The organism is Sneathiella limimaris, assembly GCF_012932565.1.
Classification (GTDB): domain Bacteria; phylum Pseudomonadota; class Alphaproteobacteria; order Sneathiellales; family Sneathiellaceae; genus Sneathiella; species Sneathiella limimaris.
Map to the genome: position 1 here is coordinate 411,855 of NZ_JABBYJ010000002.1, position 14,717 is coordinate 426,571.

At 47.1% G+C, this 14,717-nt stretch carries 11 protein-coding genes; 5 read left to right on the plus strand and 6 right to left on the minus strand.

Annotation, left to right across the window (positions count from 1 at the left end; translation table 11 throughout):
* Positions 1-35 precede the first annotated feature (35 nt).
* Both HH301_RS15565 and HH301_RS15570 read left to right on the plus strand, forming a co-directional pair.
* Complete coding sequence (locus tag HH301_RS15565; RefSeq protein WP_169569941.1) at positions 36-1,967, plus strand: FAD-binding monooxygenase; 1,932 nt, start codon at positions 36-38, stop codon at positions 1,965-1,967.
* A 7-nt stretch (positions 1,968-1,974) separates the two neighbouring features.
* On the plus strand, positions 1,975-2,877 hold the full coding sequence (locus HH301_RS15570) for an oxygenase MpaB family protein (protein ID WP_169569942.1): 903 nt from the start codon (positions 1,975-1,977) through the stop codon (positions 2,875-2,877).
* A gap of 2 nt (positions 2,878-2,879) precedes the next feature.
* Here HH301_RS15570 and HH301_RS15575 read toward each other — a convergent pair whose 3' ends face one another.
* From HH301_RS15575 to HH301_RS15595, 5 genes are all read right to left on the minus strand, one after another.
* A complete protein-coding gene (locus HH301_RS15575) occupies positions 2,880-3,773 on the minus strand; it encodes a DMT family transporter (protein WP_206378371.1) in 894 nt (297 codons plus the stop codon).
* A gap of 208 nt (positions 3,774-3,981) precedes the next feature.
* The gene (locus HH301_RS15580) at positions 3,982-5,166 is read right to left on the minus strand and encodes an ABC transporter permease (protein ID WP_240969617.1); all 1,185 of its coding nucleotides are present in this window, start codon (positions 5,164-5,166) and stop codon (positions 3,982-3,984) included.
* Positions 5,167-5,170: 4 nt separating this feature from the next.
* Positions 5,171-6,724, minus strand: a complete 1,554-nt coding sequence (locus tag HH301_RS15585; RefSeq protein WP_169569943.1) for an ABC transporter permease — start codon at positions 6,722-6,724, stop codon at positions 5,171-5,173.
* A 96-nt stretch (positions 6,725-6,820) separates the two neighbouring features.
* Positions 6,821-7,852, minus strand: coding sequence for an extracellular solute-binding protein (locus HH301_RS15590; protein ID WP_420821192.1), 1,032 nt, complete (start codon positions 7,850-7,852; stop codon positions 6,821-6,823).
* Positions 7,853-8,045: 193 nt separating this feature from the next.
* Entirely contained in the window at positions 8,046-9,140 is a 1,095-nt protein-coding gene (locus HH301_RS15595) for an ABC transporter ATP-binding protein (protein ID WP_169569945.1), read from the minus strand.
* A gap of 483 nt (positions 9,141-9,623) precedes the next feature.
* On the opposite strand from HH301_RS15595, the gene HH301_RS15600 reads away from it, so the two are divergent.
* From HH301_RS15600 to HH301_RS15610, 3 genes are read left to right on the plus strand one after another with little or no spacing between them, the layout of a single operon-like run.
* Positions 9,624-10,709, plus strand: coding sequence for a pyridoxal-phosphate dependent enzyme (locus HH301_RS15600; RefSeq protein WP_169569946.1), 1,086 nt, complete (start codon positions 9,624-9,626; stop codon positions 10,707-10,709).
* The gene (locus HH301_RS15605) at positions 10,702-11,850 is read left to right on the plus strand and encodes a M24 family metallopeptidase (protein ID WP_169569947.1); all 1,149 of its coding nucleotides are present in this window, start codon (positions 10,702-10,704) and stop codon (positions 11,848-11,850) included. The genes HH301_RS15600 and HH301_RS15605 overlap by 8 nt, the downstream gene beginning before the upstream one ends.
* Positions 11,851-11,871: 21 nt before the next feature.
* A complete protein-coding gene (locus HH301_RS15610) occupies positions 11,872-12,615 on the plus strand; it encodes a maleate cis-trans isomerase family protein (RefSeq protein ID WP_169569948.1) in 744 nt (247 codons plus the stop codon).
* Between the two features lie 23 nt (positions 12,616-12,638).
* On the opposite strand, the gene HH301_RS15615 is transcribed toward HH301_RS15610, so the two are convergent.
* Positions 12,639-14,675 (minus strand): NADH:flavin oxidoreductase, encoded by a 2,037-nt coding sequence (locus tag HH301_RS15615; RefSeq protein ID WP_169569949.1) that lies wholly within the window; start codon positions 14,673-14,675, stop codon positions 12,639-12,641.
* Positions 14,676-14,717 lie beyond the last annotated feature (42 nt).

The window sequence follows — 14,717 nt, forward strand, 5'->3', positions numbered from 1 at the left end:
CCCCAATATCCAAAAAGGGAAGGAAACTAGATCCCATGCAATATCATTTAAACGGATTTCAACCAGGCAATCCTTCTATTCATAATCTTGAAGATAAGATTACAAGAGCAACACCTCAGCGCGACCTACCAACTGATGTAGATGTCCTGATTATTGGTTGTGGTCCCGCAGGCCTGACTCTCGCTGCCCAACTCTCCACTTTTGATGATATCAAAACTGTCATTGTCGATCAGAAGGATGGCCCTCTCCAACTTGGGCAGGCCGATGGAATTGCTTGTCGGACGATGGAAATGTTTGAAGCCTTCGGCTTTTGCGAAAAAGTCATGAAAGAAGCTTATTGGGTCAATGAAACTTGCTTCTGGCGTCCATCTGAAGCAGATCCGCAGAAAATTGAGCGAAGCAGTGTAATTCAGGATACAGAAGACGGCCTCTCAGAATTTCCTCATGTCATTCTAAACCAAGCACGTGTCCATGATTTTTATCTGGAAGTGATGAAAAACAGCGCCTCTGAGCTTCAACCTGATTATTGCCGCAAACTTGTTAGCCTAACCGTTAATCCTGAGGCTACATATCCTGTCACAGCTACTTTTGAAAGAACTCACCCCGATCATGAAGGCGAAAGTGAAAGTATCCGTGCAAAATATGTTGTGGGTTGTGACGGCGGACGAAGTACGGTTCGAAAAGAATTAAACCTAGAATTAAAAGGGGATTCCGCAAATCAGGCCTGGGGGGTCATGGATGTTCTGGCCCTGACAAATTTCCCGGATATTCGGGTAAAGACAGTAATTCATTCCGCGAATGAAGGTAACATGCTGATCATTCCGCGGGAGGGAGGCTATATGGTCCGCCTCTATATTGAACTGGATAAACTGAACGAAAACGAACGGGTCGCCAGTAAAAACATAACATCCGATCATTTGATTGCGGCAGCTCAGCGGATTATGAGCCCCTACGATTTGGACGTCAAAGAAATCGCCTGGTGGTCTGTCTATGAAATCGGGCAGCGACTTTGCGATCATTTTGACAACGTCCCAAACGAGGCCAGAGAGAGCCAATACCCGTCAGTCTTTATTGCAGGCGATGCTTGTCATACGCATAGTCCAAAAGCGGGGCAAGGAATGAATGTTTCCATGCGAGATACATTTAACCTTGGCTGGAAGTTGGCGGCCGTTCTTCGGAAACAGGCCCACCCGAAACTACTCCACACCTATTCAGAAGAAAGACAGAAAGTCGCCAAGGAGTTAATCAATTTCGATCGGGAGTTTGCAAAACTCTTCAGTGCGCCCCCAAAAACGTCTGATATGGCGGAAGAGCATGCGGTCGATCCCGCTGAATTCCAGCGCTATTTCGTTCAGCATGGGCGGTTTACGGCAGGTACCGCAATTCAATATCGCCCCTCTCTTCTCACGACTGATATGGAACACCAAGACTTGGCGCCGGGATTTGAAATTGGCAAGCGCTTTCATTCAGCCCCGGTTATTCGCCTCGGTGATGCGAAACCGATGGAACTTGGCCATACGGTTAAGGCAGATGGCCGCTGGCGCTTGTTTTTGTTCGCAGATGCCACTGATCCGGCAGAAAAGGATGCTCCAATCCAGAAGGTCGTTTCAAGTCTCTATAGTGACCCAAAATCGCCTATTGTCCGCTACACTCCTAAAGAAGCTGATATTGATAGCATTTTCGATGTGCGTGCAGTTTTTCAGCAAAACCATCGGGATTTGGAATTACATCAAATGCCCTCTGCCCTTATTCCGTCAAAGGGCAGATATGGTCTTCAGGATCTGGAAAAAATGTTTTGCCCTGATCTTCATAGGCAACAGGACATCTATGATATGCGCCGAATAAACCGGACCAAGGGGGCTATGATTATTGTCCGCCCAGACCAGCATATTGGCGCTATCTTCCCATTAACGGATCTGGGAGGATTAATTGCCTATTTTGATGCCTTTATGATAACACCTAAGTAAAATCAATATGCATTTCCCGCTTGAATTTATTCGAAAACAGCTCGAACAAGAGATCCTTTCAAATTCAGGGCTTGCGCTTGGTGGTATTGATTATGAAAGCCCAAAAGGCGACCCTGGCTTATTTGGTCCTGACAGCGCTGCCTGGAAGGTTCATAGAGACTTCACCTCAATGATTGTGGGTGGCTTCTCTGCCCTTCTTTTGCAAATGCTTCACCCTCTCGCGTTAGCCGGGGTTTGGGAACATTCTAACTTTCGTGAAGATATGCTTGGGCGACTGAGGCGAACAGCCCAATTCATTGCAGCGACAACCTACGGAAATCAGAAGGACGCCTTGATGATTATCGAAAAGGTCCGCGACATTCACTCACGTGTAAAGGGCTATTCAAGTGATGGACGAGCTTATAGTGCGATGGATCCAGAGCTTTTAACATGGGTTCATGTTGCAGAAACCAGAAGCTTTCTTTATGCCCGGCTTCAATATTTTGCAGATGATCTGACTTCTGAAATTCAGGATCAGTATTTCATGGAATATGCGAGTATCGCTGAACGTCTCGGAGCGCAAAACGTTCCAACGACAAAGCAAGAGGTTGATGACTACCTTGAGGCAATGCGGTCCAACCTCATTTTTGATGAAAGAACAGCAGAAGTTTTTCGGATCCTGCAAAATCCAATTGTGGATAATCGCCGCAAGAAGATATTTGCGCATCATGCAATGCTGGCAGCCTATGACCTGCTTCCAAAGTTTGCTAAGGACTTCTATCCGATGATGTCCATCCCCCAGATCCAGATTTCCAAAACGATCCTTAAGGCTATTGCACCAACCTATCGATGGGCCGTTCGAAATGGCGCCTATGCAAAGGCCATGCGCCGCATGGATCTTCCGCCAGAGCTGAGAAGCAAGACCGTCTGATTTTAACCCGACCTATTTCCTCTCGCCAGAATGAACAATCCAGATAAGACAATGATAGTACACCCGATTATCATCGGCGTATCGACTGTTTCATTAAAAAGGATCACTCCAAGTGCGATCCCAAAAAGCAGGCGTGTATATCTAAAAGGTGTCACGATAGAAACTTCACCTGTTCGCATGGCTTTCATCAAACAGGTATACGCACCAGCGCCCCAGATGACAGCAAGACAGAGATACCCAGAATCAGTTAAATCTGGCAAAAGAAAAGCCTTTTGCTCCCAGAGGCTATAGAGAGCGCCTGCCAAAATTATTGCGATAAAACCATAGAACCCAAGAGCAGATGAACTGAGTGATTTAGGGGCCGCTCGGCTGGCTAGATCCCGACCGGCGAAACCAAGCATTCCAAGTACCGCAAGGATTGATTGGACTGTAAAACTATCAGTCGCAGGGCGCAAAATAACCAAAACACCGACAAGACCTATCCCAATCGCCGTCCAGCGCCGCCAACCGACTTTTTCTTTGAAAAAGACCGCAGCACCCAGCACCACAACGATGGGGGTTGCTTGCAGAATTGCAGTAGTTGCAGACAACGAGGAAAAGGCTAAAGCTAGAACGTAAAATAAACGGCCCAGCACCTCAAAACAAACACGTACCCGCATGGGGGGCGAAATACTATCCCGAATGAATAGAGGTTCTTTTCTCCAGGTTGCCAAGGCCGCAAAAAAAATCATGCCGCCGATGCCAAACAGGACTAGAACCTCCGCCACTGGAAGACTTACCGCTACAGCTTTGATTAACGCATCTTCGACTGCAAAAGCCGCCATTGCGACTATCATCCAGAAACTTCCCCGAAGATTTGTGTGTTTATCGTCAAGGACAGGTTGAAGCGTTGACATGGAAAGCTATTCCTAGAGACCAGTCAGCCCAAACGTCTGACCAAAAAGAAAGGACGTAAAACCTAGCTCATGGAAAGCCATGTGTTAAGTGATGTTTATTTTCAGACGTCAATTCTTTTAACAACCTGAGCTTCACCCTTCCAAAAAATGCAAAAAGGGCCCCAATAATGGGACCCTCCTATTTTAAGGCAATGACAATTCTTGCTAATTAGCCTGGTGACATACCACGCAGTCTCTCCGAGCGACGGCGGAGGAGTTCAAGAGTTGTCAGCATCAAGATCGACAAGACCACAAGGATTGTAGCAACTGCCAAGATGGTCGGGGAGATTTGCTCCCGAAGACCAGTAAACATTTGCCATGGCAACGTTTTTTGTCCTGCGGAACCAACGAACAGAACCACAACCACTTCGTCAAAAGATGTAATAAAAGCAAAAAGACCACCTGATACTACACCCGGCAAAATCAAGGGCATCTGCACTCTAAAGAAAGTTGTAACAGGGTTTGCGCCAAGATTTGCAGCCGCCCGTGTCAGACTATGATCAAAGCCGACAAGAGTGGCCGTCACTGTGATGATTACAAATGGGATCCCCAAGGCCGCATGCGCAAGAACAACACCAATGTAGGTACCTTGCAGGCCAACCCGGCTATAGAAGAAATACATACCTGCAGCTGAGATGATAAGCGGCATAATCATTGGCGAAATCAGGATAGCCATAATAGCCCTGCGGAACGGGACAAAAGGCTGACTGAGACCAATTGCTGCCAGTGTCCCCAAAGAGACAGACAAGATTGTTGCCGCAGGCGCAATTGCGAAACTATTCCGAAGTGCCCCTTGCCAATCAGAATTGGTAAAAAAGTCTTCATAATGCTTCAAGGAATACCCGGCCGGATCAAAGTTCAACATTGCCGGTGTAAAAGTGAAGAAGTTTTCGGCATTAAAACTAAGAGGCATCACCACAATAATCGGAGTGATTAGAAAGATGAAAATCGCCCAACAAATCACCACAAAGGTATGATGCCAAAGTACCTGCCCCGGTGTTGCATATGAGGGTAAGCGGCGGCGATGTTCGCCCGTCGCCAACCAAAATACAAACCAGTTAAAGACCCAACCAAACAGGACACCAATGACAGCGCCAGCAATTTGGGCTTGCAGGTAACCCAAAACAAGACCCAAGGCCATTAAAACCATTTGTGACAGTCGCTTTGATTTAAGCACCCTGACCATAATAAAAGCAGCAATCGCCCCAATAACAACGCCGGCAACAATTCCAATCAGTGGGATTTTTTGCGTCATCCCAAAGAGCAGACCGAACAATCCAAGGAAAAAGGCGCCGCCACCGACTATTAGCTGGTTTGAGGCAATGATCGCTTTGTCTTTTTTCTGAACACTCATAGCTTTACCCCCCCAACTTAACGTTATCAATACCGACGATCCGGTCATAGACCCAATACAGCAACAATACGACGACCAGCAATATGGTACCAAGAGCTGCCGCTAATCCCCAGTTCAGGGAACTTGAAATATGATAGGCGATCCGGTTGGAGATAAAGGTGCCTGTCGTGCCACCCACGATCTCTGGGGTAATGTAGTAGCCGATCGACAAAATAAACACCAAGATTGAACCCGCCCCAATACCAGGAACTGACAGAGGGAAATAGACCCGCCAGAATGCAGTCCAGTTGGTTGCTCCCATCGACTTGGCGGCACGGGTATAGGTTTCAGGAATAGTTCTCATCACCGAGTAAAGTGGCAGAACCATAAAAGGTAGAAGGATATGGGTCATTGCGACAATAGTACCAAACTGGTTGTTAATCAGAACCAGCCGGCCTGCTTCGTCCACAATATTTAACCAAACCAAGGTATCATTGATCACACCTTGCTGCTGCAGCATAACCTTCCATGCCGAGGTCCGAACCAACAATGAGGTCCAGAAAGGCAACAACACCATAATCATCAGGAGATTAGCTTCCCGCATGGGCCGGTTAGACATAAGCCAAGCAATCGGATAGCCAAGCAGGATGGCGCAGCCCGTGATGACCATTGACATAAACAACGTGCGCCCAAACAAAGTCCCGTAAATTCTTTCGTTATCTGGGCGAACTGAATACCCATCAAAATCTTTTTTCAGGTCCGCCGCATTCAAGAAATATCCTTCAGTGTACGGCGGTGAATAAGTGCGAAGTGTCTTCCAGACGTCCTCACTCACCCAGTCTTTGTCAAATTTTTTGAATGCCGCCTTGAAGTCAACAGTTTCAAAACCAGACACTCCACTGGCGGCTTTCTGGATCATGTCGTTTCCGACTGCATTTCCAGAGATATTCTTTAGATCATCATAGAGGGCCACAAATATAAAATCTTCAAGCCCTTCTTCTTTTGGTACATCACCATCAGCAATTACATAGTCCTGCCAAGCGCCAAAAGCCCACATTGCGCGCGGCAAAACATCACTGGCATCAGAGTCGTTCGCCAGCATTTCCCATGTGGCAAATTCATTCCATTTAGGATCTACTGCCGCAAACTGGTCTCTGTAAACTTCAACATCCAGCCTACGCACTCGGCGACCTGATTTTCTGAAAAGTGAGGAAACACCGGTTTGCTCATAGTTGAGGCGTGTTCCGAGGCGGGTATGTTCTTTCTTTTCAGCCGCCACGAACATATCCACATAAAGGGCAGAAAATGTCTCGTTCCCTGGAACTATCGGGTCATCATCGCTATCCGCGTTCAACATTCCAACGGTTTGCGGGAGCGTTTCCTCAACAATCTTGTTTTCAACAGATCGGAACAGCATGTCCGCTATTGGCGCAATGAAAGTGATTAGAATAAACGCGAGCAATGGTGCTATCAGCATCAATGCGCGGAATTTCTGAAGGCGCAAGGACCGTTTAAGGCTGCGTTTTAGAGGTGTCCCATCAGCGGCAAGCACGGGACCTGTGTCGGTCGTATCACTCATTCTTCAGTCGCCAGTTTACTGTTCAAAACAAGGGTCGAAAGCTATTCTGAGGTATAAATAAGAGAGCGGGCATGATACCCGCTCTCTCTTTTTGTCTTAGTTTGCCAACCAAGCTTGGAATTTAGCGTCAATGTCGTCGCGATAATCTGCCCAGAACTCATAATTGTAGAGGAATGTGTTCTTGGCATTGTTAGGATCTGTTGGCATATGTGGACCCATTTCGATACCCAGTTCAGCGTGTTTTCCAACAAGTGGAGCTGAAGATTTCCGAGCAGGACCATATGAAATATATTTTGCCTGATCAGCAAGACGCTGTGTGTCAGTCGCAAACTTCAGATAGTCCATAACGCGGGCTTTGCGCTCTGGGCTCAAACCAGCAGGAACAATCCAACCGTCCAGGTCAAACACCTGTGCGTCCCAAAGCATAGCAACTGGCTGTTTCTGCTCTTCAATAACTGAGAACAGACGTCCGTTGTATGTTGAGCCCATGACGATCTCACCATCAGCAAGCAGCTGAGGTGTATCAGCACCAGCTGACCACCAGATCACGTCATCCTTGATTGTGTCCAGCTTGGCCAGAGCCCGCTCTTGACCTTCTGGAGTGGCCAGTACGTCATAAACTTCGTTTTTCGCAACACCGTCACAGAGCAATGCCCACTCCATGTTGTTGATCGGGCGTTTTTCCAATGACCGTTTTCCAGGCCATGTCTTGGTGTCGAAAATCGCACAAACAGAAGTTGGTTTTTTGTCACCAACCAGATCAGTCCGGTAGCCAAATGTTGTGGAGTATACGATCTGTGGGATGAAACAATCAGAAACGATCAGGTCACCAAAGTCTTTACTCGCTGGCGTTCCGTCCGGAGCCGCAGCCAAAACTTTGTCGTGATCAATTTCTGCAGCCAGGCCTTCGTCGCAAAGACGAATAGCATCGGCAGCAACAACGTCTACGAGATCCCAAGTAACGTTACCGGCCTCATCCATAGCCCGCAACTTGGCCACAGCCTCTGCGGAACTCTCGTCATTGATCACCTTAATGCCAGTCTTTTCCATGTAAGGTTCATGGTATGCCTTCATTTGAGATGCAGAATAAGCTCCACCCCAAGACACAATTGTCATTTCATCTGCCATGTCGGCTGCCGATGCTCCTGTTACGCAAACAGCAGAAAAGACAGTCGCAATTGACAGCTTTGCTAAAAATTTCATGTCGCTCTCCTCTGAAATTTCCCAGTTAGATTATTGAGTACATTTATGGGGGATATAATAGTTCCCCCACTGCGGAAGGTCCGAAATGGACCACCACAGCGATTGGGTTTCCCCGATTTTAGGCATCAAGAGCCCGGCAGTCCTGAGGCAACCAACCGATATCGATTTGTTGTCCTGGCTGCAAACGCGTTTGATTAACTGCGTTTCTTGTTTTCACAATAAAGTCTTCGTTCCCTGCGACCCGAAGACGTGTCCGGAAAATATCGCCCATGTAAATGAATTCAAGAACTTCCGCCTTAAGCGTATGGGCATTCTCTCCCAGCCGTTCGCGATCAAACTCAACACGTTCTGGCCGAATGGAAACCTTAGTTCTCTCACCCACTTCACTGATATTAATCGGAATTGTGTCAATCAATTCACCATTATCCAGACGGACGATCGCTTCGTTACCTTTGATTTCCTGCACAGTGCCTTCCAGCGTATTATTTTCACCGATGAACTGCGCAACAAAACTGTTTTCAGGCTCTTCATAAAGTTGATCCGGTGGCGCGAGCTGCTGAATACGCCCATCATCAAACACAGCAACTCGATCGGACATGGTCAGCGCTTCCGTCTGGTCATGGGTCACATAAACCACTGTGATATCGAGGTCGTCAGCAATTCGCTTAATCTCAAATTGCATATGTTCACGAAGCTGCTTATCCAACGCTCCGAGCGGCTCATCCATCAGGACAAGAGTTGGATCAAAAACCAGCGCCCTAGCTAACGCAATCCTCTGCTGCTGACCACCTGATAGTTGGGCAATTCGGCGATTACCAAAATCCCCCATTTGAACCATTTCAAGCGCGCGCTTCACTTTTTTCTCACGCTCAGGCTTGCTCATTTTGCGAATTTCAAGCGGGAAGGCCAAATTCTCGTTCACAGTCATATGCGGAAAAAGTGCATAGTTCTGGAACACCATTCCAATTCCCCGCTTGTGGGGCGGAATGTTGTTTATTTCCTGTCCATCCAATCGAATTTCACCATGTGTCGCAGTTTCAAAGCCTGCCAACATCATCAGACAAGTCGTCTTACCAGACCCGGATGGGCCCAACATGGTTAGGAATTCGCCTTTCGGCATTGCCAGATTAAGATCTTTGACGACCAAGGTCTCGCCATCATAGCTCTTTTGAACGCGTTCAAATTCTACAAACGCCTGCTCGTCCCCTGTCATAGTCAAGTTTGGTCCCCCATACTCTTAAGTACCAATTATTAGATGTAGACTCCCTTAACGTTGGAAGTGATTACAACAATATTTTTCAAATAACACAACCGGTTAAAATGTTTTTTTTGTACACGAATAAAAAAAACACAAGGAACCACTTAAATTAAACTATATACTTAAGTTATAGAATCACGATTTATACATTAATCCAACTATAATATAGTCAAATTAAGTATTTCTCGACTTACTTTGATCATATGAGAATTTTATTTCTTTAAATTTTTAGAAACAATTTAGAATGAGCAATTTTATTACTAATTTTAACTATGATGAAAATTCACATTCTAAAGCCCTAACAGATAGAAAATCAGAAAGGCCTTTCATACGAAAAATTGCATTTACCTTGCGAGCAAGTTCTTAATCACCCAAAGGCTGGCTTTTCATAACCTGACCCGCTAGTGTGATTCTCAAGCAAGATTGCAAGGAAGTACAATGCGGATAATTGCAAATCCTATCAGGGGGAAGGGTTTATCTGATCAAGCCGGATTTGAAACTGGCACAATTGTGACAAACCCGAAAGCGGCTCTAAACCTCATGTCACAATGCCCAGTTGGTCACACGACACCTCTTTTGGACAAAACCGAACTCGCGGATGAGCTAGGTATTGCCAAACTCTTCATTAAAGATGAGAGAGGCAGGATGGAACTGGGGAGTTTCAAAGCACTTGGCGCCGCCTTTGCAATCGCAAAACAGGCCGCGATCCGAATGGAAGACTTGCCTTCACTTACTCCTGAAAACAGCCTATCCGGGACAACATTTGTCTGCGCCAGCGCTGGCAATCACGGGCTGTCCATGGCAGCAGGTGCTCGCGTTTTTGGCGCAACCGCAGTTGTCTATCTCTCGGAAACGGTCCCTGAAAGCTTTGCTGAAAAATTAAGAGCGAAGAACGCTGTCGTTGTTCGGGAGGGCACAGATTATGAGGCGAGCATGGACGCGGCCCGAAAAGCCGCGCAAGACAACGACTGGCAACTACTGTCTGACAGTAGCTGGCTAGGATACTCAGAACCTGCCCGGGATGTGATGGAAGGTTACCTGATAATGGGAGCCGAAATCGGAGATCAATTAGCAGAAGCACCAAGCCATGTGTTTCTCCAAGCTGGCGTTGGTGGACTAGCCAGCGCTGCGGCAGCTATGTGCCGCTACTTATGGCAAGATACACCGGAAATCATTGTGGTAGAACCATCTGAAGCGCCCTGCCTCATCGAAAGCATAGAGGCAGGAAAACCTGTCAAGACCAGCGGCCTGGTATCCAACATGGGTCGACTAGATTGTAAGGAGCCCTCTCACCTCGCGCTTCGATATCTTTCAAAAGAAGCCGATTACTTTATGACAATTGACGACGAAATGGCCCAGTCAACTTGCCAATGGCTTAAAGAATTTGGACTTGCCTCCACACCGTCAGGTATCGCCGGAATAGCTGGCTTAAAAACAGTAAAAGAGCACGATGCACTGAAAAGCCTCACTGGCAGCTCCACCGTCCTGACATTTATGTCTGAAGAGGCAACTGGCGATGATTGAAGAGTTTAGTGGGGATTTTCCGGTTTCTGAATTTGAAGCTCGGCTCAATAAAGCTCATGTCATGATGCATAAGCTCAACATTGACCTTCTCTTTTTCACAAGCGAGCCAGAAATGAGGTATTTCACTGGTTTTCGCACCTTATTTTGGCAAAGCCCTACCCGCCCTTGGTTTCTCATAATCCCAAAAAATAAAAAGCCAATTGCCGTAGTTCCTGAAATTGGCAGTGCCCTCATGCATGAAACATGGTTAGATGACATTCAAACCTGGTCTTCACCTCATGCCACAGATGATGGTGTGTCTCTTCTAACTTCTATCCTCAAACCTTTCTCAAGGGTTGGTATGCTTATGGGCCGGGAAAGCTCACTTCGTATGCCACTCAAGGACTTTCAATCTTTACAGCAAAATTTGCCACACATCTCTTTTGTAAATGTCTCAGCTGAAGTTCAACATTTACGTATGGTCAAATCGCCAGCGGAAATTCAGTTCATTGAGCAAATTTGCAGCATTGCATCCACGAGCTTTGAAAACGCCGCCAACCTGTTTCAGGTAGGAATGCCGTTAGATGAAGTGTTTCGCACCTTTAAAAAGGACCTACTGACCAACGGGGCTGATGACGTTCCCTACCTAGTGGGAGGAGCCGGCGATGGTGGCTATGCCGATGTGATATCACCACCGAGCAGCACCCCACTTAAAGAAGGAGATATTCTGATGCTCGACACGGGTGCTACCTTTAAAGGCTATTTCTGTGACTTTGATCGAAACTATGCTTTTGGGCGGGCCTGCGATCACGTGAAGCATGCATATAAAATCCTCTTGAACGCGACGATGGCAGCTTTTGAGGTTGCCCGGCCCGGCACTCGTTGCAAAGACTTACACGCAACGATGCAGCAAGTTATCGGCCAAAGCACCGGCGATGTTGGTCGCTATGGACATGGTCTTGGAATGCAATTAACGGAAGCCCCCTCCCTTATTGATTTTGATGACACGGTTCTTGAAGAAAACATGGTCATAACACTAGAGCCTAGCTTGTCTTTGGGAGATGGCAAAATCATGGTTCACGAGGAAAACATTCTTATTCAGGATGGTGCACCAAGATTTTTGTCCAGACTTGCACCTGAGGAATTACCTATCCTTGGATAATTGCGATCGGAAACCCATATCATGAAACTCTCATACGATCTTGAAGACCCCAAAGATATCAAAGCTGTCCTCGGCCTGATTGTCCTGCAAGCGGATGAAACACTGGAAACCGAATTTCGCTCAGTTCTAACCGATCCAAGTATTCGCCTCTATCACAGCCGTATTCCAAGTGGCGCCGACCTGAACCCTGAAACCTTGATGCAAATGAAGGCTGACTTGCCAATGGCAGCATCACTGTTACCCAAAACAGCTGAGTTTGATGTAATTGGATATGCTTGTACTTCGGGCGCGACTTTTATCGGTAGGGATACAGTTCGCAAGCTCATTCAAACGCATCATCCTGATGCCCTGGTATCCGATCCGATTACAGCAGTCCTCGCCGCCTTCAGAAAGCTTAACCTGAAACGGCTCGGTTTTATCACACCGTATGTTGCCGAAGTGTCTGCGGCTATGAGAGAGTTACTTGAAAACGAAGGCTTGGACATTGCTGCATTTGGATCTTTCGAGCAGATGGAGGAAGCACTGGTAGCCCGTATCAGTGATCAATCTGTGCTAAATGCTTTGATTGATATGGGGTCACGAGACGATATTGAAGGGCTTTTTGTCTCCTGCACCAATGTGAACAGTTTTGGCATTATCGAGGAAGCAGAGCGCCTAATTAATAAACCCGTTGTTACCAGTAACCAGGCTCTGTTTTGGCATATGCTAACTCTATCAGATGTGGCCACCAAAGGAGCAGGACCAGGCAAACTATTTAATTCATAATCTCAAGCTTCATTCTAGTTGGCTCATATCGCCATTCCAAGACGCAGCGCGTCATAAATCGCTGCGTGAGTATTTCTGGCAGCGACTGCATCTCCTATCCGGAACAACTGATATCGGCCCTCTTCATTTCGAACAGTTGCTTGTGGCTGACCCTCAATTAACGCATTGTAATCAACTTCTCCCATATTGACCGAACTTGGTTTGAGATCAAAATAGAGCTCATCTAGAGGGATTGTGCCGTGATTGACGACAATTTGGTCATACGGTTGTTTCTTAGAAACTCCACCATAATCGCTCCCTATCAAAGCCATCAATTGATTGCCTTGCCTTTCCACCGCTTTCAAACGGTACGTTACCGTAAATTTCGTATCCAACTGCTGTAAAGTCCGCATATATGGCACCAGATTCATCGCCATCACTTCAGGAGCAAAAGAGCGGTCTGGTGTCATTATTTCTACTTTCGCGCCTGAGCGAGCTATCAATTCCGCAGCCTGGAGAGCAGCATGATCACCAGCGTCATCATAGACAAGCACATCGCTACCTGGCCTTACATCACCGGATATTATATCCCAAGATGAAACAACCAACTCATTCCCGGAAACCAAAATATCTGTATGAGGCAAGCCACCGGTTGCTATGATCACGACATCTGGTTTTTCGTTCAAAACTGTTTCTTTTTCCGCCCAGTTATTAAAGTAAAAATGAACCCCCTTGGCCGTACATTGGGCCATGCGCCAGTCAATGATACTCATCATTTCCTTGCGGCGATCGCTCTGAGCGGTCAATCGGACTTGTCCCCCGGGCTGGCTCGCTGCCTCGAAGACAACAACATTGTGCCCCCGTTCCGCCGCGACACGAGCCGCCTCCATACCACCCGGCCCAGCCCCGACAATAACTACCTTTTTCCGGTGAGGTGCTTTTTCAATTACATGCGGCATGGAAACTTCACGGCCCGTCGCCGGGTTATGAATACAATGGGCAGCTCCACCTTGATAAATCCGATCGAGACAATAATTCGCTCCAACGCAAGGCCGAATATCATCCTCCCTTTTCTGCATAATTTTTTGAACTATGTAAGGGTCGGTCATATGCGCTCGCGTCATCCCCACCATATCAACCTTCCCAGATGCAATGGCGTGCCTCGCCGTGGCGACATCTGGAATTTTAGCAGCGTGAAAAGTCGGGAAATCAGTTGCCGATCGAATTTCTCCAGCAAAGTCTAAATGAGGAGAGTTTGCCATCCCCTGAATTGGGATCACATCTGTAAGACCCGCATCTGTGTCTATGTGGCCTCGAATAACATTTAAGAAATCAATTTGCCCGCTATCCTTTAGCTTTTTAGAGATTGCAAGGCCATCTTCTTTTGTAAGGCCACCTTCAAGTGACTCATCCCCCGTATAACGAATACCTACAATAAAGTCAGGTCCAACCCGTTTTCGGATCTCTGTAAGCACATCAAAAGTCAGTTGCAGTCGATTTTCCAACTCCCCACCATAGGGACCTGACAGGTCATTAGTCAGCGGGGACCAAAACTGGTCCAACAAATGACCATAAGCCTGCAACTCAATCCCATCCATTCCACCCGCTTTCATACGCTCAGCGGCGTCAGCATAATCCTTGATTATCCGCTCAACATCCCAGTCTTCGGCTTTTTTAGGAAAGGCTCTGTGTGCGGGCTCCCGCTCATGAGAGGCTGAAATTACGGGAAGCCAATCTTCTTTGTCCCACCTGGTCCTCCTTCCCAAATGAGTCAACTGGATCATAACAGCCGCACCTTGCTCATGGATAGCATCAGTCAAATCCTTAACCCAGGGAACGACCTCATCTTTATAAACAAGTAAGTTATTGAAAACTGGAGGGCTGTCTTTGGAAACGGCGGCAGAGCCAGCAGTCATTGTCATGGCAACCCCTCCCTTTGCCCGTTCCACATGGTAGGCCCTGTAACGCGCCTTAGGCATGCCATCCTCAGGATAAGCAGGCTCATGAGAAGTCATAATTATCCGGTTTCGCAAAGTGAGGTGCTTCAGCTTGTAAGGCTGTAGAATAGGATCTTTAGACATATACGACCTCCGCTTATGACCTTCTTATTCCACTGTTTAAAT

Coding starts and splice junctions, on each gene's coding strand:
- HH301_RS15585 (WP_169569943.1), bottom strand. CDS start 6,724: ATGAGTGATACGACCGACACAGGTCCCGTGCTTGCCGCTGATGGGACA.
- HH301_RS15600 (WP_169569946.1), top strand. CDS start 9,624: ATGCGGATAATTGCAAATCCTATCAGGGGGAAGGGTTTATCTGATCAA.
- HH301_RS15615 (WP_169569949.1), bottom strand. CDS start 14,675: ATGTCTAAAGATCCTATTCTACAGCCTTACAAGCTGAAGCACCTCACT.
- HH301_RS15590 (WP_420821192.1), bottom strand. CDS start 7,852: ATGGCAGATGAAATGACAATTGTGTCTTGGGGTGGAGCTTATTCTGCA.
- HH301_RS15575 (WP_206378371.1), bottom strand. CDS start 3,773: ATGTCAACGCTTCAACCTGTCCTTGACGATAAACACACAAATCTTCGG.
- HH301_RS15595 (WP_169569945.1), bottom strand. CDS start 9,140: ATGACAGGGGACGAGCAGGCGTTTGTAGAATTTGAACGCGTTCAAAAG.
- HH301_RS15610 (WP_169569948.1), top strand. CDS start 11,872: ATGAAACTCTCATACGATCTTGAAGACCCCAAAGATATCAAAGCTGTC.
- HH301_RS15605 (WP_169569947.1), top strand. CDS start 10,702: ATGATTGAAGAGTTTAGTGGGGATTTTCCGGTTTCTGAATTTGAAGCT.
- HH301_RS15580 (WP_240969617.1), bottom strand. CDS start 5,166: ATGAGTGTTCAGAAAAAAGACAAAGCGATCATTGCCTCAAACCAGCTA.
- HH301_RS15565 (WP_169569941.1), top strand. CDS start 36: ATGCAATATCATTTAAACGGATTTCAACCAGGCAATCCTTCTATTCAT.
- HH301_RS15570 (WP_169569942.1), top strand. CDS start 1,975: ATGCATTTCCCGCTTGAATTTATTCGAAAACAGCTCGAACAAGAGATC.